Origin of the sequence: Brotaphodocola sp., from assembly GCF_050873065.1 — a bacterium.
Lineage (GTDB): Bacteria > Bacillota > Clostridia > Lachnospirales > Lachnospiraceae > Brotaphodocola.
Genome location: NZ_JBNMIC010000024.1, coordinates 1 through 23577 on the forward strand (window position 1 = coordinate 1; position 23577 = coordinate 23577).

Annotated in this window: 15 protein-coding genes; 13 read left to right on the forward strand and 2 right to left on the reverse strand. The window is 50.3% G+C overall.

The window, feature by feature from the left end:
• Nucleotides 1-475 precede the first annotated feature (475 nt).
• From ACR0QE_RS07860 to ACR0QE_RS07880, 5 genes are all read left to right on the forward strand, one after another.
• Nucleotides 476-1639 carry an efflux RND transporter periplasmic adaptor subunit gene (locus ACR0QE_RS07860; RefSeq protein WP_432627818.1) on the forward strand — a complete coding sequence of 388 codons (1164 nt, stop codon included), beginning with the start codon at nucleotides 476-478 and terminating at the stop codon, nucleotides 1637-1639.
• Nucleotides 1636-4686 carry an efflux RND transporter permease subunit gene (locus ACR0QE_RS07865; RefSeq protein ID WP_432627819.1) on the forward strand — a complete coding sequence of 1017 codons (3051 nt, stop codon included), beginning with the start codon at nucleotides 1636-1638 and terminating at the stop codon, nucleotides 4684-4686. The genes ACR0QE_RS07860 and ACR0QE_RS07865 overlap by 4 nt, the downstream gene beginning before the upstream one ends.
• Before the next feature lie 178 nt (nucleotides 4687-4864).
• Nucleotides 4865-5509, forward strand: coding sequence for a TetR family transcriptional regulator (locus tag ACR0QE_RS07870; RefSeq protein WP_432627820.1), 645 nt, complete (start codon nucleotides 4865-4867; stop codon nucleotides 5507-5509).
• Between the two features lie 161 nt (nucleotides 5510-5670).
• Nucleotides 5671-6837 (forward strand): TolC family protein, encoded by a 1167-nt coding sequence (locus ACR0QE_RS07875; RefSeq protein WP_432627821.1) that lies wholly within the window; start codon nucleotides 5671-5673, stop codon nucleotides 6835-6837.
• A 12-nt stretch (nucleotides 6838-6849) separates the two neighbouring features.
• Nucleotides 6850-8055, forward strand: a complete 1206-nt coding sequence (locus ACR0QE_RS07880; RefSeq protein WP_432627822.1) for a TolC family protein — start codon at nucleotides 6850-6852, stop codon at nucleotides 8053-8055.
• 214 nt (nucleotides 8056-8269) lie between these two features.
• Here the strand turns inward: ACR0QE_RS07880 and ACR0QE_RS07885 are convergent, their stop codons facing one another.
• Complete coding sequence (locus ACR0QE_RS07885; protein ID WP_432627823.1) at nucleotides 8270-8914, reverse strand: stage II sporulation protein R; 645 nt, start codon at nucleotides 8912-8914, stop codon at nucleotides 8270-8272.
• A 252-nt stretch (nucleotides 8915-9166) separates the two neighbouring features.
• Between ACR0QE_RS07885 and ACR0QE_RS07890 the strand changes: the two genes are divergently transcribed.
• The 6 genes from ACR0QE_RS07890 (at nucleotide 9167) to ACR0QE_RS07915 (ending at nucleotide 14787) form a co-directional block, all read left to right on the forward strand.
• Nucleotides 9167-10225 carry a D-alanine--D-alanine ligase family protein gene (locus ACR0QE_RS07890; protein ID WP_432627824.1) on the forward strand — a complete coding sequence of 353 codons (1059 nt, stop codon included), beginning with the start codon at nucleotides 9167-9169 and terminating at the stop codon, nucleotides 10223-10225.
• Nucleotides 10226-10235: 10 nt separating this feature from the next.
• Nucleotides 10236-11102: a glutamate racemase gene (murI, locus tag ACR0QE_RS07895; RefSeq protein WP_432627825.1), complete on the forward strand. Its 867-nt coding sequence runs from the start codon at nucleotides 10236-10238 to the stop codon at nucleotides 11100-11102.
• A 12-nt stretch (nucleotides 11103-11114) separates the two neighbouring features.
• Nucleotides 11115-11582, forward strand: a complete 468-nt coding sequence (locus tag ACR0QE_RS07900) for a DUF1934 domain-containing protein (RefSeq protein ID WP_432627826.1) — start codon at nucleotides 11115-11117, stop codon at nucleotides 11580-11582.
• A gap of 208 nt (nucleotides 11583-11790) precedes the next feature.
• Nucleotides 11791-12489: a DUF5058 family protein gene (locus ACR0QE_RS07905; protein ID WP_432627827.1), complete on the forward strand. Its 699-nt coding sequence runs from the start codon at nucleotides 11791-11793 to the stop codon at nucleotides 12487-12489.
• 100 nt (nucleotides 12490-12589) lie between these two features.
• Nucleotides 12590-13186 carry a hypothetical protein gene (locus tag ACR0QE_RS07910; RefSeq protein WP_432627828.1) on the forward strand — a complete coding sequence of 199 codons (597 nt, stop codon included), beginning with the start codon at nucleotides 12590-12592 and terminating at the stop codon, nucleotides 13184-13186.
• A 233-nt stretch (nucleotides 13187-13419) separates the two neighbouring features.
• Complete coding sequence (locus ACR0QE_RS07915; RefSeq protein ID WP_432627829.1) at nucleotides 13420-14787, forward strand: amidohydrolase; 1368 nt, start codon at nucleotides 13420-13422, stop codon at nucleotides 14785-14787.
• Nucleotides 14788-15136: 349 nt separating this feature from the next.
• On the opposite strand, the gene ACR0QE_RS07920 is transcribed toward ACR0QE_RS07915, so the two are convergent.
• Nucleotides 15137-15604: a hypothetical protein gene (locus ACR0QE_RS07920; protein ID WP_432627830.1), complete on the reverse strand. Its 468-nt coding sequence runs from the start codon at nucleotides 15602-15604 to the stop codon at nucleotides 15137-15139.
• 225 nt (nucleotides 15605-15829) lie between these two features.
• Between ACR0QE_RS07920 and ACR0QE_RS07925 the strand changes: the two genes are divergently transcribed.
• Together ACR0QE_RS07925 and rpoC are read left to right on the forward strand one after the other, a co-directional pair.
• Nucleotides 15830-19699 (forward strand): DNA-directed RNA polymerase subunit beta, encoded by a 3870-nt coding sequence (locus tag ACR0QE_RS07925; RefSeq protein ID WP_432627831.1) that lies wholly within the window; start codon nucleotides 15830-15832, stop codon nucleotides 19697-19699.
• 18 nt (nucleotides 19700-19717) lie between these two features.
• Entirely contained in the window at nucleotides 19718-23416 is a 3699-nt protein-coding gene (gene rpoC / locus ACR0QE_RS07930; protein WP_432627832.1) for a DNA-directed RNA polymerase subunit beta', read from the forward strand.
• Nucleotides 23417-23577 lie beyond the last annotated feature (161 nt).

The following is a 23577-nucleotide window of genomic DNA, read 5'->3' on the forward strand; positions in this document are numbered from 1 at the left end:
AGTTAAAATGGTCGGTAAATGAGGGAGGCTTATTTGGCATGCCCAAAAACAGGACGTTTAGAGCTCATCATTAAAATGGCTCTAAAGTCAATAATTAGGCGGGATTCCAAAGGATCCCACCCCAACTATTGACATAGAGCCTTTTTATCTTAATTTACAAATTTTTCGGACTTCACGGGAATTTCTATATATTCAGATTATAAACTAAAAAATCAGACAAATCAAAGACGATTGTGAAAAAAATGCCAAGTATTTCCTTAAGTGTTAAAAAAATATAAATTTTCCATTGCCCTATTGACATAGTGACAGGTTGTCATTATAATGAGTGACAGATTGTCACCAGAAGTCTGGTTTCTGTGCAGGGATGGAAGATCCCGGTCAGGAATCCGACTGCATCTGTTGGCGGACAGTCGCATAATAATCAGAAACAGGTGTCATAAATCGGAGACAGAAAAAGGAAGGAAAAGGAAGAAAAATGAAAGGAAAGATGAAGTGGATTGTTGGCGGAATCGTGGTGGTTCTTGCCGGAGGACTGATTTTTACCCGCTTTTTCAAGAAAGAGCCGGTCGTGGAGTATGAGAACCGTCCGACTGTTGCGGTGGAGCAGCCACAGCAGGGAAATATTGTATTGTATACGGATGTAACCGGTATTGTGGAGCCCCAGTCCCGTGCGTCGGTGATGCCGAAGATGGGCGGTGAGGTTCTGGAGGTTTACTTCCAGGCAGGAGATACGGTGAAGGCAGGACAGCCGTTAATCAAGATTGATTCGGATGCACTGACTTCCCTTCAGCTTCAGGTCGATGGGGCAAAAGTCGCTCTCGACAATGCGAATGACAACCTGAGCCGTACCCAGGCACTCGCAGCAGACGGATTTGTATCCCAGCAGGCACTTGAGCAGGCACAGAATTCCGCAAAGAGCGCGCAGATTTCCTACGATTCTGCAAAGCATCAGTATGATCTTCAGGTGGAGTACACGACTGTGACCGCTCCGATGGACGGTGTGATTGAGAGCCGCAATGTTGAGCTTCACGATCATGTAAACAGCCAGACTGCAATCTGCGAGATCTCCGGACAGAACCAGCTTGAGGTGAAGTTCGGCGTGACTGAGAAGACGATGAAGAACATGTCCCTCGGCGATACGCTGACTGTTGAGAAGAATGGAAGCAGCCGAGAGGGAAATATCACCGAGATCGGTTCTATGGTAAACAGTTCCACAGGTCTTTACGATGTGAAGGCATCTCTTCCGCAGGACGGAAGCCTTTCTAACGGAACCCGTGTCAAGATCACGGTTGTGATGGATCACGCAGACAATGTGATGACCATTCCGGTTGATGCAGTCAACTACGATGCAGGTGTTCCGTTCGTCTATGTATACAACAATGGAATCGCAGAGAAAACCGAGATCGAGACCGGTATTTACGATTCCGAGAGAATGCAGGTGATTTCCGGACTGGATGCAGGTGCCCAGATCATCACGACATGGAGCAATGAGCTTGTGGCAGGTCAGGAAGTTCTTCTGGATAACGGAACAGATTCCACGGAAACAAGCACAGATTCTTCTAACGATTCTTCTGCGGAGAATGCAGAGAGCAGTGCAGACAGTGAGACAGCAGCTGACAGCGAGGTGAGCGCAAAATGATTAATTTGACAAAATTTGCTCTGCGCCGCCCGGTAACAGTTATCCTGTGCCTGATTACGTTCGCGTACTTCGGTCTGCAGGCTGTGCTCGGAGCGAAAGTAGAGCTGACGCCGGAGATGGAGATGCCGATGCTGATCATCTCCACGGTCTATGCCGGAGCGAGCCCGGATGATATCAATGAGCTGATTACAATGAAGGAAGAGGACGCGATATCGACGCTCGACAGCGTGGATTCCGTTACTTCCTATTCTCAGGAAAATGTTTCGATCGTGCTGGTTCAGTATGAGTACGGAACAAACATTGATACCGCATACATCAACTTGAAGAAGGCAATCGACGGAATTCAGGACGATCTTCCAGATGACGCGAATACGCCTTCGATCATGGAGCTCGATATGAACTCCCAGCCGGTTATTTCTCTTGCAGTCAGCGGAGATGTGAGCGGAAACCTTTATACTTATGTAGACAACAACATCGTTCCGGAGTTTGAAAAACTCAGCTCCGTCGGTGAGGTATCGATCTCCGGTGGTCAGCAGTCCTACATCCGGATTCAGCTTGATCCGGAGAAGATGGCTCAGTATCATCTGAACATGAACACCGTGGCACAGCTTGTCGGTGCCGCAGACTTTACGATTCCTGCCGGTGATGTGACCGTCGGAAAACAGAAACTTGATGTCAGTGTCGGAAATGACTATGACAGCGCAGAGGAACTCAAGAACATCGTGCTCCCGCTTGCAGGTGGTGACACGATCCACCTGTCCGATGTCGCAGAGGTTTCCGATGCACTTGAGGAGGAATCCTCAATCGGCCGTTACAATGGTCAGGATGTCATTTCTGTCGGCATCAAGAAGCAGCAGAGCAGTACCGCAATCGATGTATCGAAGCAGGTGCTCAAGCAGATCTCAAAACTTGAGGCAGAGTATCCGGATCTGACTTTCACGATTGTAAACGACAGCAGTGAGATGATCACAAGCTCCATCAAGAACGTAGCACAGACGATGGTCATGGCAATCATCCTTTCGATGATCATCCTGTTCATCTTCTACGGTGAGCTCCGGGCTTCCGTCATCGTAGGTACGTCCATCCCGGTTTCTGTTATGATCGCGCTGATCTGTATGAGTGCGATGGGATTCTCGATGAACGTTATTTCTCTGACCTCCCTCGTACTCGGTGTCGGAATGATGGTAGATAACTCGATCAACGTTCTCGATGGATGTTTCCGAGCGAAAGAAAAGAAGCCGGACTTCTATGAGGCGGCTGTTGAGGGAACAAAGACGATGATCGGTTCGATCATCGGTGGTACGGCGACGACCTGCGTTGTATTCATTCCGCTGGCTCTGCTTTCCGGACTGAGTGGACAGTTGTTCAAACAGCTCGGTTACACGATCGTCTTCAGCTTGATCGCATCCCTGTTCTCCGCAGTCACAATTGTACCGCTGTGCTTTTTACACTGGCATCCGCAGGCGAAGGACAGCGCACCGGCTGACCGTGTTCTGAAGCATTTCCAGGCATGGTACCGCAAGACGATGCCGAAGGTAATTCCGAAGACAAAGACGGTATTTATCTCTGCAATCGCACTTCTTGTTCTTGCATTTATGATGGCAAGCCGTCTGAGCATGGACCTGATGGCATCTGCCGATGAGGGAATCGTTGATATGACGATTCAGGTAAAGCCGGGTCTGACGATCGAGGCAGTCAATGATGCAGTGAAGGGTCTTGAGGATCTCGTATCAAGCGATGAGGATGTCGATCATTATCTGCTGACCTACGGAGCAAGCGGACTGAGTGTCGGCGCCGGTTCTGATGTCACGCTGACCGCATATCTGAAGGATGACCGAAAGCTCTCAACGGATGAGGTCATGGATAAGTGGAGACATGAGACTGCATATTATAAGGATTGCACCGTTTCGATGGAGAGCGGAAGTTCCACTTCCTCAAGCTCGATGTCGAGCGGAGACCAGATTGAGGTCGATCTTCAGAGTGTAGATTACGATGCACTGAAATCGGCAGCAGACCAGCTTGTCGAGGAACTCAGACAGCGCGACGATGTCATGCAGGTACACTCCTCGATTGAGAACGCAGCACCAGTAGTAAAGGTAAAAGTTGATCCGGTTACCGCTGAGGCAGAAGGACTGACCCCGGCTAGCATCGGTTCTGTGATTTACACGAACTTAAGTGGTGTGAAGGCATCGACAGTCCGCATCAACGGTGAGGATGTCGATGTAAAGGTTGAGTATGCTTCCGACCGTTACGACACGATCGACAAGCTGCAGGGCATGATGATCACGACGGCGACAGGCGCAACGCTTCCGCTGGAGGATCTCGCAGATATCTCTTATCAGGACAGCCCGCAGCAGATCAAGAGAAAAGATAAGCAGTATCAGGTAGCAATCACGATGCAGCCGCAGGCTGACGCAAAGAAGACGGCAAAGCAGGCAGTCAATGACTATGTAAAGAACTGGAGCATGCCGGCAGATGTCGAGATGGCGACAAACAGCATGGATGAGATGATGGGTGAGGAGATCGGAGCTCTCGGCGGAGCACTTGGAACCGGTATCTTCCTTGTCTTCATCGTCATGGCGATTCAGTTTGAGTCTCCGAAGTATTCCCTGATGGTGATGGCGACGATTCCGTTTGCAATGATCGGTTCCTTCGGTCTACTGTTCCTTGCAGACAGTGCGATCAGTATGGTATCCATGCTTGGATTCCTGATGCTCGTCGGTACCGTGGTAAACAACGGTATCCTATACGTGGATACCGTGAACCAGATGATCGGGTCGGGAACTCCGATTGATGAGGCACTCGTTGAGGCTGGAGCAATCCGTGTTCGACCGATGATCATGACAACGCTGACGACGATCATCTCCATGATCCCGAACGCGTTTGCATTTGGTAAGTCTGGTGCAATGATGCAGGGTATGGCGCTTGTAAACGTAGGTGGTCTGACGACCTCGACGATCCTGACCCTGATTCTTCTGCCGACGTTCTACCGCTTTGTATACATGGCGGGAAGAAAGTGGGTAGACGGAGATCCGATGCCGGATTAATTGTTACTGTTCACGCATTGCGCAAACAGCAACGGATTTTGCCGATGCTTCGCATTCCAAATCGGCAGAATCTGCTACCATCACTGTATCATACGGCATTTTCAGTTCAGAAAATGCCTACCCGTGTACAGTAACGATTAATCCATTTATCGGGGAGAGTAAGAAAGGGAAAGAAAAGATGCCAACAGAGAGATTTATGCGGCTGCCGGAGCAGAAAAAGGCTGTGATCCGGGCTGCCGCGATGAAGGAATTTGCGAGAGTTCCTTTTGAAAAAGTATCCATCAACCAGATTATCCACAATGCGGGGATTTCAAGAGGAAGCTTTTATACCTACTTTGAAGACAAGTCAGATGTGGTGAAGTTCCTGCTTGCGGATATGAGAAGGGAATTGCAGGAATTCTGCGAGAGAGAGATTCGAAGAAGCGGCGGAGATTACTTCGCGCTTCTCGAGCAGATGTTTGAGTATTTTGTGCGGACGCTTCAGGAGACAGACGGTCTGCTCCACATGGCCAAAAATCTCTTTTCTTATCAGGAAAATATTCAGGGTGTCGGTTTCAGAGACTGGTCAAAACCATGTAATATGGCGGCGGATGACAGCCCGGCAGCGTGGTTTTTTAATCTGATTGACAAGAACCGCCTGCGCGTGGATACCATTGAAGATTTTTCGGTACTGATGCCGCTTGGAATGACTGTGATACTGCTTGCCATCAAGCAGTATTATGAGAATCCGGAATCTTTAGATAAGGTAAGAGTGATGTTTCACAAACAGCTCGATATTCTCAAGCACGGTGCCCTGAAAGAACATTCCTTTCACGAAATGTAAGGAAATCAGATGGAATGAAAAATCAAATGTAAAGAAACTGTAATGAAACGGGTGCGGAAAGGGTAAGGTTTCGGTGTTATACTAAAACCAGTGACAGAAACTAGTGACATTAGGAAGACCAGATACCGAAACCTTCCCACCAACATAATAAGGAGAGAAATATGAGATTGTTACGATATATTCTTCCAGCCAGTCTTGCTGGCATTCTGGCGGTGTCCGCCCCATTCGCGGCATATGCCGCAAGCCCGGAGTTTTCCCGGACGGCAGAGGAGTGGGCGCAGCTGCGGGACAATAAGATTGAGTATTCCGAGCTTGCCGGTCTTGTGCACGAGTACAATGCGACGGTACAGAAAAATCAGATTGATTACAATGAATTCCGCAAGAAGTACGGCGACACGAAGGAGGACGTTGCAGATGAGTACCGCAAGCTGGCGGCCGATCTGCGGGATGCGCTCTCCTATCCGGATGTGGACGATTCCAACTACGGCTCCATGATGGCACAGATCATCAGCAACAACCAGACGGCAAAGACTTACGAGGAGAAGGCGGATGATGCACTTGAGGACAGCTATGTCAAGTACATGACAAACTGCCAGACCGAGGCGGGAATTGTGCAGAGTGCGCAGAGCGAGATGATTAGCTGGTACCAGAATCAGATTCAGCTTCAGGTTGACCAGAAAGCGAAAGAACTTGCACAGGAGAACTGTCAGGCGGTTGAGGCGAGACGGAATGCGGGTATGGCGACGGACATTGATGTCCTGACTGCAAAGGAGTCTCTCAGAAATACGGATCAGGCGCTGATCAATGACCAGTCCGCGATCGACACTGGAAGACAGAAGCTTCAGGTAATGCTCGGCTGGGCAGCAGATGCGACGCCGGAGATCGGACCGGTTCCGGAGATCGATGATTCCCGGATTGCGAATATGAATCCGAGTGTCGACAAGGACAAAGCGCTTGAGAACAATTACACGCTTCTGATCAACAAGCGCCAGCTCTCGAATGCGAGAAGTCAGGATAAGAAAGACGATCTGACGACGACGGTTGCGGACAATGAGCGCGCGATTGTTGCTTCTGTGAACAGCAGTTATCAGTCTGTGCTCTCTGCAAAGACCGCGTATGATCTCTCTGTGACACAGGCAGCGCTTGAACAGCAGAATCTTCAGATTGCACAGAAAAAGGCACAGACCGGCCAGCTCGACAATCTGTCATTGAAAACGCAGCAGAATACGGCGCAGACCGCAGAACTGACCGTTCAGATCAACCGCTACAAGCTGTTTCAGGCAATCCAGAACTATGAGTGGACGATCAACGGTTTAGCAGGAACGTAAGGCGGTGAGAGCATGAGAAGAGAAAAAATGAAAAGAGGCACTTCTCGTTTCTTGGCGATGACACTTGCGGCTGCTGTTCTTGGCACTTCTGCGGCGGTGACATTTCCGACACAGGCATGGGCGGGAGCCGGTCCGCTGAGTGACCGTGTGAACTCCGGATATGACGATGCGACCTGGGCAAAGCTGACCGATGATGTGATTGAGTACGATGAGGTTCCGAACCTGATTCATGAATTCAACACGACAATGCGGACGCAGTGGGACAATCTCGATGAGACGAGACAGGATCTCGCAAACAACCTCGAGGAACTCCAGAGTGCGAGACGAAAGGCCTCGGACCGCCTTGACAGTGCGAAGGATGACGGGGATCTCTCCGCAGTCATTAACAGCACGATTCAGAAGACGGTTCTGAATGTTGTCATCAAGGCGATGAGTTCGGCGGCAGTCAATCCGCTCAGCAAGAGCAATCTGATCCAGCTTGAGAAGGTGGAAAAGCAGATTACGATGTATGCGCAGTCTGCGATCATTTCCTATGATTCCCTCTCAAAACAGCGCGCTGTCCTGGCACATATGAAGGAGCTCTACGACCGCCAGTATGATCTTGCAGTCAAGCAGCAGCAGCTTGGAATGGCGACGGCGACCGATGTGCTGACTGCGCAGAAGAATCAGCTGACCGCGCAGTCCAACATCGAGACGATTGACAGTGCGCTCTCCCAGATTTTGCCGAAGATCTGCACAATGACCGGATGGCCGGCAGATGCGACCCCGAAGATCGCATCGATTCCGTCCGTGGATCTCTCAAAGATCTCTGAGATGAATCTTGAGGAGGACACGAGAAAAGCAATCGGTAACAATACCCAGCTTCAGCAGCTGCGCCGTTCTTCCTCCGCCAACACTTATGCAGGAGATGCGGCCCGCCTCGCTGCGATCAATGAGAGTGACGAGAAGATGACGATCAAGATGAAAGAACTTTACAGCGATGTGCAGGCAAAACTTGCCGCTTACGAGGCTGCAAAGGATGGATTTGAGGCAGCAAAGAAGAGTGCGGACAGCTATGCAAAGATGAAGGAGCTCGGCATGATGTCCGAGACGCAGTATCTGGGAGGTATGCTGAGCTATTACAGCAAGGAAGCTTCCTACGAGAATGCGGACACAGCCCTGCGTCAGGCGATTGAGACTTACGGATGGGCAGTCACGGGACTTGTAAATCCGGATTAAAGATAAGGATTACGAGTAAGGGGCGAGAACCGAGTGTCGGTAGGGCGTCTTTAGGCGGGAGAAATCCCTGCAAACTCGCTCTCGCTCCGAATTGGGGCGTAGCAGTGCATAAGGTCGCAAAATACGCGACCTAAGCACTGACGGCCCAAACGGGTTTGCATGGACATTCCCGCCAAGACGCCTGATTGCCTCTCAAGGATGGCAACAGTGTTTTTTAATCAGATTGAAGGGTACGAGAGATAAATAGCGGAAAAAGAAGTTTGAGATCAGGACGATTATCCACAAGGGCGGGGTAATCGTCTTTTTCAACCGCGGATTTCAACTCGGCGAGTTTCTCGGCGGTGAGTGGTTTGCAGATTTCGTCGGTGAAGCAGAAGGCGGGGTAGAGGACACACCACCAGTTGTGCCCCTTTCCGCTTCCGAGAACGAGGCGCACCGCATCGTAGTTTCCGCAGGGAAAGACGAGATGGTCATAAGTCCGGGTCGGAAAGTAGGTGTGTTCGAGGGAGAGGCGGGAGCGGTAGGAAAAGCCGTGACTGGCGAGGTAGGAGTCAGCAGTCTCTTCAATAAATGGTTTTGAGGATAAAATCCACAAGATCGTTTCCTGTTTGTTGGCATGTCTGGGCAGATTTTCTTTTATCAGATCGAGAACGAGACTGCGGACCTCGAGTTTGACGTCCTGGTCTTTCTCATGGTCGCTGTCTGCAAGCACATGAAAGCGAAGAACAGCAGGGGCGATGTGGGCAGCAAGGGTTTCCCGCCTGTTCTGGAGAGCCGTGAGGCTCAGGAGAAAGATGAGAAGAATCATGGCGAGAAGTCCGGGAAAATAAGGACCTGTGTGGAATTCTGACTTTTTCAAGAAAATCTTCCTTTCTGTTTTGTGTTTGTTCTTGTATGCGGATAGGAATTTTCGCAACGGAAAATTCCATATGATACAGTGATGGTAGCAGATTGAGATTACAATTCTTGTTTTTTAGTATTGACAGATATGATATAATTAATCAGATTCAACGCAGTCGGATCCCGTGTTTTCCAGAATTTGTATTTTGAGAAAAAGATGGAGGGCAGGGGTCAGAGTGAGTATGAGCATATTTCCAGGAGGAAAAGAGAGATGAATAAGAAAAAAATCGCAGTTCTGTTTGGAGGACAGTCTTCTGAACATGTGGTATCCTGCATGTCAGCGGCAAATGTGATTGAACTGATAGATCAGACCAAATATGACCTGATTCTGATTGGTATTACCGAAGAGGGACATTGGGTAAAGACAGATTCCGTTGAGGAGATCCGTTCCGGTGCATGGAGAGACAGCAAGGTGGAGGCTTCGATCCTTCCGGATGCAACGAAGCAGTGTGTGCTGTTCCAGGACGGAGAGAAATTCTGGGAGGAGCACATTGACGTGGCTTTCCCAGTTCTGCACGGCCTTTACGGCGAGGATGGCACCGTTCAGGGTCTGTTTGAGCTTGCAAAGATTCCGTATGTCGGATGCGGAGTATTGGCTTCTGCCGTTTCAATGGATAAACTGTACACGAAGATCATTGTGGATACACTCGGAATCCGCCAGGCAGCTTACGTTCCGGTTATGCGCTGGAAGATGGAGAAGGATCTCGACAGTGTAGTGCGCCGTGTGGAAGACCGTTTTGCTTATCCGGTATTCATCAAGCCTTCCAATGCAGGATCTTCGAGAGGAGTTTCCAAGGCAGAAAACCGTGAAGAACTGATTGCAGGACTTAAGGAAGCAGCCCACCACGACCGCAAGATCCTTGTCGAGGAGACGATTGTCGGACGTGAGATCGAGTGTGCAGTCCTCGGCGGAGGCACAAAACCGGTGAAGTCTTCCGTGGTTGGAGAGGTATTAGCAGCAGCAGACTTCTATGATTTCGATGCAAAGTACAACAATGAGGAATCGAGAACCGTTGTGAATCCGGAACTTCCGGGTGATGCAGCTGCCCGTGTCAAAACTGCGGCAGAGAAGATTTTCAACGCAGTCGACGGCTATGGCCTTGCGCGCGTGGATTTCTTTGTAACTGCGGATGGAGAGGTGATCTTCAATGAGATCAACACTCTGCCGGGATTTACGGCAATCAGCATGTACCCGATGCTCTGGGAGGCAGCTGGAATTTCAAAGACGGATCTGATTGATCATCTGATCGATCTGGCATTTGAGCGGTAGGTGATCAGCGATGGGAGCAGAGGAGAAGAATATTCAGAGTGCTCTGAATCTGGCAGGTGTCGACCGGGATGCGCCGGTGGGCGTGTTTGATTCCGGAATCGGTGGTCTCACAGTTGCGAGAGAGATTATGCGCCAGATTCCGGAGGAGCGGATTGTCTACTTTGGAGACACGGCGCGTGTCCCGTATGGAAGCAAGTCTCAGGAGACGATTGTGCGCTATTCCCGCCAGATCATTCGTTTCCTTCGGACAAAGGGAGTCAAGGCGATCGTGATTGCCTGCAATACCGCGAGTGCATATGCGCTCGACACGGTTGCGGCGGAGTCGGATATTCCGATCATCGGTGTGGTCAATGCCGGTGCGAGAGCTGCGGTTTCTGCGACGCGCAACGGAAAGATCGGTGTGATCGGAACAGAGGCGACTGTCAGAAGCGGAGTATACACGAAGGTGATGCAGCAGATGAGACCGGACATCGAGGTGACCGGGAAAGCCTGCCCGCTCTTTGTCCCGCTTGTTGAGGAAGGACTCTGGCATGACTCTGTGACGGATGAGATGGCATCGCGCTATCTGACTCCGTTAAAAGGGCGTTACATCGATACCCTTGTGATGGGATGCACGCATTATCCGCTTTTGCGTTCCACTCTGCGCCGCCTGCTCGGCGATGAGGTGACACTCGTCAACCCTGCCTATGAGACGGCGATTGAGCTGAAGGAACTCTTGCAGGCGCACGGACTGAACCGGAATCCGCAGGATCCTCTCACCGGGGAGAAATATCAGTTTTACGTCAGCGACCTTGCAGAGAAATTTACGGATTTTGCGACCTCGATTCTTCCTGATGAGGTGAAAGAGACTCAGAAGATCAACATCGAGGAGTATTAGGACGGAGGAATTATGACAAGAGATGTTCTGGTGCGGATCAGCGGACTTCAGCTGATTGATGGAGAGCATGATGACGTGGAAGTCATCACGGCCGGAGATTATTTCTGGAAAAACGGCAAACATTATATTCTTTATGACGAGGTGATTGACGGAGTTGAGGAGAGCATCCGGAACACAATCAAGATCTCGGAAAACCGCATGGAAGTAAAGAAAACCGGTGCGGCGACAGCGGTTCTCTCGTTCTCAGAGGGAGAGAGAAGCACAACGAGCTATGCGACTCCGATGGGAGAGATGCTGGTTCAGCTGACGACAAATAAGATTGAACAGGAATGGGAAGAAGAACACCTTCATGTGGCAATCGACTATTCTCTTGACATCAATTACGAGCATGTCTCGGACTGTCAGATCACCGTAGATATCTGCCCGCGCGTCGGTGCAGATTTGCAGCTGATGGAAGATAACGTTTGTGCACATGAGTAGAAATTTTCGAAACAGAAATGTTCAGAAGCATGCTCAGAAATGAGTGATGATTGACAAACAGAAAAAATGTTGCTATGATTACGCTCAGAAGCGAAGAAGCCTTGAGAAGGGCATCTTCGCTTTTTTGTTTTATGGGAAATGGTATCCTGTAAAACAAAAACGCTCCGAATCGGGAGATGAAAAATCAAAAAGCAGTAGGTAGTTGGGTATGGATGCTATGAAGATTGCAAATGGAATTCCGATGTGGATTGCCTGTGGAATTCCGGTCGCACTGGTACTTGTGCAGGCGTTGGTGTTTGCGAGAAGTGCGTGGAAAGCGGGAAGCAGGATTGGTCTGACAGACCAGCAGATGAAGCATGCACTCAGGAGCAGTGCGACAACCTCAATTGGCCCGTCAATCGTGATCCTGAGCGGAATGCTCTCGCTCTTAATCACAGTCGGAGCGCCGATGGCATGGATGAGACTTTCCCTGATCGGTTCCGTTATGTTTGAGTCGATTGCGGCAGGATTTGGAACTTCCTCCGTCGGTGTTCAGCTCGGTGCGGATCCGATGACCCCGCTCGCGCTCGACATGGCCGTGTGGACAATGGTGCTCGGATCGATTGGATGGATCATCTTTGCGACGATTTCTGCCAATCGAATGGACAAGGTACAGCATAAGATTTCCGGAGGAGATCCGGCAAAGCTGATGGCGATCTCCACAGCGGCAATCATCGGTGCGTTCAGCTCTATGTCTGCCTCTCATCTGATTAAATTAAATAAATATTCGATTGCCTGTGTGCTCGGAGCTGTTTTCATGGCAGTTCTCCTGAAATTATCCGAAAAAGAGAGCATGAAAGGGCTCAAAGAGTGGAATTTAACGATAGCAATTCTGGCAGCAATGATCATCACGGCACTGCTTCCGTAAAGAGTGGATCATCTTTTGCAGGTGTCTACCTATATGGTGAGTACGCCTGATGGATTTGAAAAAATTTCAAGTTTGTGTGAATTTGAGGGAGGAATGGACGATGGGAAAAAATGATTATTATGAAAACGAATATATGCCGAAAATGCACAAAATCGGAAAGATCACCGGATTTCTCGGTGTCGTATGTTCGTTTCTTCCGGCGCTGATGCTTGCAGTTGTCTATGGACTGCTTCCGGATCCGGCGGCGCTTCTGACAGCGTTTATTGCGGCGGCGAGCGCATTTGGATTTTTGTGGGTTGTCGAACCGATCTCTTACTTTACGGTTCTCGGGCCGATTGGAACCTACATGGCGTTTCTCTCCGGAAATATCTCGAATATGAGAGTTCCGTGTGCGAGCATGGCACAGATTGCAGCGGGTGTGGAGCCGGGAACGGAAAAGGGATCTGTGATCTCGATTCTCGGTATGGCGACCTCAATCATCATCAATGTATCTGTGCTCACGATCGGTGTCATTCTCGGAAGTTCTGTCCTCGCCGCAATGCCGGCAGGTGTGACAGAGGCTTTGAATTATCTTCTCCCGGCGCTTTTTGGTGCGCTGCTGATGCAGTTTGGAATCCGTAAAGCCGGATTTGCAACTGGAATTTTGATCTTTTCTATTTTAATCTATGTGGCAATCAAGGCGGGAATCTTTTCCTAGCTTCCGGGTGCGGCAAATTATCTCGGAACACTGGCAAGTGTCTTTGTCGCAATCGGTGTGACGCTTGCAACCTATAAGAAGCAGGCAGATCATTAAGCAGGGCAAAGGACTATGAATCATTGAAATATTGAAATCTTAGACTGAATGAGCGATAATGAGAAACAACGGACATTGTCAGCCTGAGGGAAAACTGAGAGTGGTCAGAAAATTTGTGGAAAAAGGAGAGAGGCAAAATGAGCAAGAAAGAAATGCTGGATCAGATGAAGAATCTCGAAGCCATGTGCACGGCGGTCTGCACAGATCTCTGGGAACACCCGGAGACAGGCGGAAATGAGAAACGCTCAGCAGATTTGATGCGGGAACTTCTGAAAAAAGAGGGATTTACGATCACGGACAATGAGCATCTTCCACATGCATTCTGTGCAGAGTACGGAAGCGGAAGTCCGGTGATTGCGGTTCTCGGTGAGTACGATGCGCTTCCGGGACTTTCCCAGAAATGTCAGATCACGAAAGAGCCGGTGACTGCGGGAGCGCCGGGACATGGCTGTGGTCACAATCTTCTCGGTACCGGCGCTGTGGTCGGAACGATTGCGATCCGCCGTTTTCTTGAAAAGGAGAAAATTCCGGGAACAATCCGTTTTTACGGCTGCCCGGAGGAGGAGCTTCTCTGCGGAAAAGTAAAAATGGCATATTATCACATGTTTGATGGCTGTGACATGGCACTCAGCTGGCATCCGATGTCCTCGAATATGGTATGTGATGAGGGCTATCTTGCGAGTGCATCCGTGAAATATAAGTTCAAGGGCCGTACCTTCCATGCAGCCTTCGCTCCGGAGCGAGGAAGAAGTGCTCTCGATGCCGTGGAGCTGACGAGTGTCGGAGCAAACTATTTAAGAGAGCATGTGATGGACAAGGCGAGAATCCATTACACGACAGACAGCGGCGGTTTTGCCCCGAATATCGTGCCGGATAAGGCAAGCGCATGGTATTTCACGAGAGCCCCGCATATTTCCGATGTGAAGGAAATCCTCAGACGTCTCGGTCTCGTTGCACAGGGCGCAGCGATGATGACGGAGACGGAGGTTGAGATCAAGACCGAGTACGGCTGCTGTGATATGCTCGGCGAGAAATCGTTTGAGGATCTGACCTGGGAAAACATGAAGGAGATTGAACCTCCGGTATACACAGAAGAGGAACTTGCATTTGCAAAGAGTCTCCAGGACACCGTAGATCCGGCGATCAAGGCACATGACCAGAAAGTCTATGAAGCGAAAGACAAGGTGCTTGCCGAGGGAGTGGTATCGAGAGAGGCGTGGGAGAAGGCACCGCTTACCGCTTCCTCCGACACCGGAGATGTCAGCCAGATCATGCCGATGAACTTTTTCACAGCCGCATGCTGGCCGGTTGGAGTAGCCCCGCACACCTGGCAGAGCTGTGCCTCCGCTGGAAGCACAATCGGACAGAAGGGTGCATTCTATGCGGCGAAGATTTTTGCAGGCACAGCCTACGACCTCTTCACGAAGCCAGAGCTTCGCGCAAAGATCCGTGAGGAGTTCGACTCCCAGAACCGCGAGCCATACGAGCCAATGTATGAGGAGTAATGATACATAATGTAAATGTTTTTGTTAAACCATGAAAATGAAGTTGATTTGTAAGTGTAATTTTTTATAGTGTTATAGTGTTTTTTACTTTCGCAGAGATGTATCTTGAAGCGCTCCGAAGCGGGAAAGATCAGGCAAACCCGTGTGAGACGTCGGTGTTTAGATCGCGTATTTTGCGATCTTATGCACCGTTACGTCGAACCCGGAGCGAGAGCGTGTTTGCATGACTTTACCCGCATGAGGAGCGCAAGAAAAGTACATGAGGAATGTAAAAGAAACACAAAAAAACTCCCGATCGATTCGGCACTCAGCCAAATGGGTCGGGAGTTTTATTTCTGTCCTGAAATGATTATTTCTCGTTTTTGTCTTTCTTGAAACGTGCGAAGAAGCCTTTCTTCTTCTGCGGTTTCGGAAGCACGCCGCCGCGGACGCTCTTGATCTCGGAAATATAGATTCCGCTGATGACTACCTTTGCCTCTACCTTAACCGGAAGAATCTCAAATACCCGCTCATCTGCGATCATCGTCATCATACGCGGTCCGATCTTTGCCTTTACAACCGGCAGTTTTGCCCAGCGCATATAGGACGGAGTCTGTTCGAGAACCTGCTTCGGAAGACCTGCTTCCACAGCATCCTTAATTTTCATTTTCTTCTTATCAACAATCAGCATCGATACGGTCTGCTTTGCAGCCTCGAGCATCTGCTGCTGCTCTACCTGTTTCTTTTCCATCTTCCGGCCAAAGAAATACAGCACACCGAGAGCGATGGCCATGATGACCAGAATCACCAGTAACACATTGAATACAATCGACCACATGGGGGCTACCTCCAGTAAATTCTTTCTGTATTAGGACAGACTTGTTCCATTAGTATATCATTTTTGCAAATAAAATGCAAGATTTCCTGAAATTTTTGTGCATAAAAAACTTGACACCTTGACATGGCTATGATATTATGGAGTGTGCACTATTGTGGCATTATGGGCCTTTTGCGCCCTGAGAATGCTTTAGAATATCGATTAGAAAACAGGGGTGAAACGTCAATGGAGAAAAGCAGAATGCGTCCGGTCACATCCGGGAAAAGCGTTAGAATGAGCTTCTCAAGACAGAAAGAGGTTCTTGAGATGCCAAACCTGATTGAGATTCAAAAAGACTCCTATCAGTGGTTCCTCGATGAAGGCCTGAAAGAAGTATTTGAAGATATCTCCCCAATCTCCGATTTTGCAGGTCATCTGAGCCTGGAATTCGTAGATTTTACTTTATGTAAGGATGAGGTCAAGTACACCATAGAGGAGTGCAAGGAACGCGACGCTACTTACGCAGCACCGTTAAAGGTGAAAGTAAGACTCTACAATAAAGATAAAGAAGAGATCAATGAACACGAAATTTTCATGGGCGATCTTCCGCTTATGACTGACACCGGATCTTTCGTCATCAACGGTGCAGAGCGTGTTATCGTCAGCCAGCTGGTGCGTTCCCCGGGCATCTATTATGGCATTGGACATGATAAGATCGGTAAGGAGCTGTACAGCTGTACGGTAATCCCGAACCGTGGAGCATGGCTGGAATATGAGACGGATTCCAATGATATCTTCTATGTGCGCGTGGACCGTACCCGTAAGGTACCGGTGACCGTGCTGATCCGTGCGCTGGGCTACGGAACGAACGCAGAGATTCTTGAGCTGTTCGGTGATGAGCCTAAACTGCAGGCTAGCTTCGGCAAAGATACCTCCGAGAACTATCAGGATGGTCTGCTGGAACTCTACCGCAAGATCCGTCCGGGCGAGCCGTTATCCGTTGATAGTGCAGAAAGCCTGTTAAACAGCATGTTCTTTGACCCGCGCCGTTATGACCTGGCCAAAGTCGGCAGATATAAATTCAACAAGAAGCTCCACTTCAAGAACCGCATCAAGGGCCAGAAGCTGGCTGAGGATGTTGTTGATATGACCACAGGTGAGGTACTGGCAGAGGCTGGAACCACCGTGGACAAGGAGCTGGCAGAGACCCTGCAGAACTCCGCAGTTCCGTTCGTTATGATCGAGGGACTCGAGAGAAACTTCAAGGTTCTGTCCAACCAGATGGTAGACCTGGCAGCATATGTAGACTTTGATCCGGCTGAAGTTGGTGTTACAGAATTAGTATATTACCCGGTATTAAAGACTATTCTGGAAGAAGCTGGAGATGATCAGGATGCACTCAAGGATCTGATCCATCGCAACATGAGTGAGCTGATTCCGAAGCACATCACCAAGGAAGACATCATCGCTTCCATCAACTATAACCTGCATCTTGAGGGCGGCATCGGCAATGCAGATGATATCGACCATCTGGGCAACCGTCGTATCCGTGCAGTCGGCGAGCTCTTACAGAACCAGTACCGCATCGGTCTGTCCCGTATGGAGCGTGTCGTTCGCGAGCGTATGACGACTCAGGATATGGACGGCATCACACCGCAGTCTCTGATCAACATCAAGCCGGTAACTGCAGCAGTCAAGGAGTTCTTCGGAAGTTCCCAGCTGTCTCAGTTCATGGATCAGAACAACCCGCTTTCCGAGCTGACCCATAAGCGTCGTCTCTCCGCACTGGGACCTGGCGGTCTGTCAAGAGACCGTGCCGGATTCGAGGTACGAGATGTACACTACACACACTACGGCCGTATGTGCCCGATCGAGACTCCTGAGGGACCGAACATCGGTCTGATCAACTCTCTGGCAACCTACGCTCGTGTAAACCAGTACGGCTTTATCGAGGCTCCGTACAGAATCGTTGACAAGAACGATCCGAACGGACCGCGCGTAACCGACGAGGTTGTTTACCTGACCGCTGACGAGGAGGATAACTTCATCGTAGCACAGGCTAACACCCCTCTCGATGAGAATGGTTACTTTGTAAACAACAACGTTTCCGGTCGTTTCCGCGAGGAGACTTCCGAGTTCTTAAAGAAGAACGTAGACCTGATGGATGTATCCCCGAAGATGGTATTCTCCGTGGCAACTTCCATGATTCCGTTCCTTCAGAACGACGATGCAAACCGTGCTCTGATGGGATCGAACATGCAGCGTCAGGCCGTTCCGCTTCTGACCACCGAGGCTCCGGCTGTTGGTACCGGTATCGAGGCAAAGGCAGCAGTTGACTCTGGTGTCTGCGTTGTCGCAAAGCATGCCGGCGTGGTTGAGCGCTCTGCTTCCAATGAGATCATCATCCGCCGCGATGACAACGGCAACCGTGATGTATATCATCTGACGAAGTTCAAGAGAAGCAACCAGTCTAACTGCTACAACCAGAAGCCGATCGTATACAAGAACGATCATGTTGAGGTTGGCGAGGTTATCGCAGATGGCCCGTCCACAAAGAACGGTGAGATCGCACTTGGTAAGAACCCGTTAATCGGATTCATGACCTGGGAAGGTTACAACTACGAGGATGCCGTTCTGCTTTCTGAGCGTCTTGTTCAGGAGGATGTATATACTTCCGTTCATATCGAGGAGTACGAGGCAGAGGCCCGTGACACCAAGCTCGGACCGGAAGAGATCACCCGCGATGTTCCGGGTGTCGGCGACGACGCTCTGAAGGATCTGGATGAGCGCGGAATTATCCGTATCGGTGCAGAGGTTCGCGCCGGAGATATCCTGGTTGGTAAGGTAACCCCGAAGGGTGAGACCGAGCTGACTGCTGAGGAGCGCCTGCTGCGCGCAATCTTCGGTGAGAAGGCAAGAGAGGTTCGTGATACTTCCCTGAAAGTACCGCACGGTGCATATGGTATCATCGTAGACGCAAAGGTATTTACAAGAGAGAACGGCGACGAGCTGGCTCCTGGCGTAAACCAGACGGTTCGCATCTACATCGCTCAGAAGCGTAAGATTTCTGTCGGCGATAAGATGGCAGGACGTCACGGTAACAAGGGTGTCGTTTCCCGCGTTCTTCCGGTAGAGGATATGCCGTTCCTGCCGAATGGCCGTCCGCTTGATATCGTACTGAATCCTCTGGGTGTGCCGTCTCGAATGAATATCGGACAGGTCCTGGAGATTCACTTAAGCCTTGCTGCCAAGGCACTCGGCTTCAACATTGCAACGCCGGTATTTGACGGTGCAAACGAGGTTGACATCATGGATACCCTTGATGTCGCAAATGATTACGTAAATTCCTCTTGGGAAGATTTCCAGGAGAAATATAAAGATACCCTGAAACCAGAAGTGATGGATTATCTCGGATCTCATCTGGAGCACAGAGAGCTCTGGAAGGGCGTTCCGCTCAGAAGAGATGGTAAGGTAAGACTGCGTGACGGACGTACCGGTGAGTACTTCGACAGCCCGGTAACCATCGGACACATGCATTACCTGAAACTGCATCACCTAGTTGACGATAAGATCCATGCGCGTTCCACTGGCCCATACTCTCTGGTTACTCAGCAGCCTCTGGGTGGTAAGGCACAGTTCGGTGGACAGCGTTTCGGAGAGATGGAGGTTTGGGCTCTTGAGGCGTATGGTGCATCCTACACCCTGCAGGAGATCCTGACCGTGAAGTCCGATGATGTTGTAGGACGTGTCAAGACCTACGAGGCAATCATCAAGGGCGAGAACATCCCTGAGCCGGGCGTTCCGGAGTCCTTCAAGGTACTGCTCAAAGAGCTGCAGTCCCTCGGACTGGATGTACGTGTGCTGCGTGAGGACGGCAGCGAAGTTGAAATCGGCGAGAACATCGATTACGGCGACACCGATCTTCGTTCTGTCATCGAGGGAGATCATCGTTACAAGGACGATGAGGATTCCTATGGCAAATACGGTTACCAGAAGCAGGAGTTCAAGGGCGACGAACTGGTAAATGTAGGTGGCGAGGATGCGAATGACGACGCATATACCCATGATGACTACACAGATGGCGATGATTTTGACGATTCCACAGAATTAGAATAACAGAAGGGAGTATCGCTCATGCCTGAGACAAATGAAACAACATATCAGCCGTTGACATTTGACGCTATCCAGATCGGTCTGGCTTCCCCGGAGAAGATCCTGGAGTGGTCCCACGGAGAGGTTAAGAAGCCTGAGACCATCAACTATCGTACCCTGAAGCCGGAGCGCGACGGTCTGTTCTGCGAGCGCATCTTCGGACCGACGAAGGACTGGGAGTGTCACTGCGGAAAATATAAAAAGATTCGCTACAAAGGCGTTATCTGCGACCGATGCGGCGTAGAAGTTACCAAGTCCAGCGTGCGTAGAGAGCGCATTGGTCATATTCAGCTGGCTGCTCCTGTTTCCCATATCTGGTACTTTAAGGGAATCCCGAGCCGTATGGGTCTGATCCTGGATATCTCCCCGAGAATCCTGGAGAAGGTTCTGTACTTTGCATCCTACATTGTTCTGGATGCAAAGCAGACCGGCCTGCAGTATAAGCAGGTTCTGTCTGAGAAGGAGTACCGTGAGGAAGTAGAGAAGTGGGGCTACGGCAACTTCCGTGTAGGAATGGGTGCCGAGGCAATTCTCGAACTCCTGCGTGCAATTGATCTGGAGAAAGAGTCCGAGATGCTCCGCAGAGAGCTCAAGGATTCGAGCGGTCAGAAGCGTGCCCGCATCATCAAGCGCCTGGAGGTTGTGGAGGCATTCCGCACCTCTGGCAACAAGCCGGAGTGGATGGTTATGACTGTAATTCCGGTAATTCCGCCGGATATCCGTCCGATGGTACAGCTTGACGGTGGTCGTTTCGCAACCTCCGATCTGAATGATCTGTACCGCAGAATCATCAACAGAAACAACCGTCTGGCACGCCTGCTTGAGCTTGGCGCACCGGATATCATCGTCCGCAACGAGAAGCGTATGCTTCAGGAGGCAGTCGATGCCCTGATCGATAACGGCAGAAGAGGCCGTCCGGTAACCGGACCTGGCAACCGTGCGTTAAAATCCCTTTCCGATATGCTGAAAGGTAAGCAGGGACGTTTCCGTCAGAACCTGCTTGGTAAGCGAGTTGACTACTCTGGACGTTCCGTTATCGTCGTAGGACCGGAGCTGAAGATCTTCCAGTGTGGTCTTCCGAAGGAGATGGCAATCGAGCTGTTCAAGCCGTTCGTTATGAAGGAGTTGGTTCAGAACGGAACCGCTCACAACATCAAGAGCGCAAAGAAGATGGTAGAGCGCCTTCAGCCGGAAGTTTGGGATGTCCTCGAGGATGTCATCAAAGAGCATCCGGTTATGCTGAACCGTGCACCTACCCTGCATCGTCTGGGTATCCAGGCATTCGAGCCGATCCTTGTAGAAGGTAAGGCAATCAAGCTTCATCCGCTTGTATGTACCGCATTCAACGCAGACTTCGATGGAGATCAGATGGCAGTTCATCTGCCGCTGTCCGTAGAGGCACAGGCAGAGTGCCGTTTCCTGCTGCTGTCCCCGAACAACCTGCTGAAGCCGTCTGATGGTGGTCCGGTAGCCGTTCCGTCTCAGGATATGGTCCTTGGTATCTACTATCTGACCCAGGAGCGTCCGGGTGCAAAGGGCGAGGGCAAGGTATTCAAGAGTGTCAACGAGGCAATTCTTGCATACGAGAACGGTGTGGAGACTCTGCATTCCAGAGTAAAAGTCCGCATCAGCCGCAAGATGCCGGATGGCACCGTAAAGACCGGCGTGGTAGAGTCCACCGTAGGCCGTTTCATCTTCAACGAGATCATTCCGCAGGATCTTGGATTCGTGGATCGTTCGATTGAAGGAAATGAGCTTGTTCTGGAAGTTGACTTCCACGTAGGCAAGAAGCAGTTAAAGCAGATCCTGGAGAAAGTCATCAACGTTCATGGTGCAACCCAGACCGCAGTAACTCTCGATGACATCAAGGCAATCGGATACAAGTACTCCACAAGAGCTGCAATGACCGTATCCATTTCCGATATGACCGTGCCGGCTTCCAAGCCGCAGCTGATTGCAGATGCACAGGCAACGGTTGACCGTATTTCCAAGAACTTCCGCCGTGGTCTTATCACTGAGGAAGAGCGTTATAAAGAGGTTATCGAGACCTGGAAGACCACCGATGACCAGCTGACCCATGACCTGTTAAGCGGTCTGGATAAGTACAACAACATCTACATGATGGCTGACTCCGGAGCTCGAGGATCTGATAAGCAGATCAAACAGCTGGCTGGTATGCGAGGCCTGATGGCAGATACAACCGGTCACACGATCGAACTTCCTATTAAGTCCAACTTCCGTGAGGGTCTTGACGTACTGGAGTACTTCATCTCCGCACATGGAGCTCGTAAGGGTCTGTCCGATACGGCTCTTCGTACCGCTGACTCTGGTTACCTGACCAGACGTCTGGTAGATGTCTCTCAGGATCTGATTGTCCGTGAGGTTGACTGTTGCGAAGGCAAGGCAATCCCGTACATGGAGATCAAGGCATTTGCAGATGGCAAGGAGAGCATCGAGAGTCTTGAGGAGCGTATCACAGGACGTTATATCGCTGAGACCATCGTGGATCCGGATTCCGGTGAGACCGTGATCGAGGCAAACCATATGTGCACACCGAAGCGTGCAGCAGCAGTTATGAAGGTTCTGAACAAGCAGGGTCGTGACTCTGTGAAGATCCGTACCGTCCTGACCTGTAAATCCCATGTCGGTGTCTGCGCAAAGTGTTACGGTGCGAACATGGCAACCGGCCAGCCGGTACAGGTTGGTGAGGCTGTCGGTATCATCGCAGCACAGTCCATCGGTGAGCCGGGTACTCAGCTGACGATGCGTACCTTCCATACCGGCGGTGTAGCAGGTGGAGATATCACACAGGGTCTTCCTCGTGTCGAGGAGCTTTTCGAGGCTCGTAAGCCGAAGGGTCTTGCAATCATCTCCGAGTTCGGCGGTGTTGTTACCCTGAAAGATACGAAGAAGAAGCGCGAGATCGTTGTAACCGATACCGAGACCGGCAATGCCAAGACCTATCTGATTCCTTACGGATCCAGAATCAAGGTTCAGGATGAGCAGGTAATCGAGGCTGGTGACGAGCTGACCGAAGGTAGCGTAAACCCGCATGATATTCTGAAGATCAAGGGTGTTCGTGCCGTACAGGATTACATGATCCAGGAAGTACAGCGTGTATACCGTCTTCAGGGTGTAGAAATCAACGATAAGCATATCGAGATGATCGTTCGTCAGATGCTGAAGAAGATCAGAATTGAGGAGAGCGGCGACAGCGATGTACTGCCGGGCGTATCCATGGATGTTCTGGACTTCAACGAGATGAACGAGAAGCTGATCGAGGAGGGCAAGAAGCCGGCAGAGGGCAAGCAGGTTATGCTTGGTATCACGAAGGCATCTCTTGCAACCGATTCCTTCCTGTCTGCTGCATCCTTCCAGGAGACCACTAAGGTTCTGACTGAGGCTGCAATCAACGGAAAGGTGGATCACCTGATTGGTCTGAAGGAGAACGTTATCATCGGTAAGCTGATCCCGGCTGGTACCGGAATGAAGCAGTACCGCGATGTCAAGCTGGATACTGAGCTTGAGATGGAGGACGAGATCATGATGGACGAGGATGACGATACCCCGGACACTGCAGCAGAGGATCATGATTCTGAGGCAGTAGAGGTTCTCGACATCAACGACAACGATGACAGCGATGATTTCGATGACGATGAGGACAACACTCCGGAGGAGTAAGTCCGTGTTCATGTTCAGGCGTTGAAACGTAATTTCATATAGAAATAATACAGGTCCCCGGTACTGCCTTTTTGGATACAGTGCCGGGGACTTTTGCATGAGAACAAGAAGCGATTTGACATCAAGGAGAGACAGAACGATGAGATTGATTCGATTCTTTG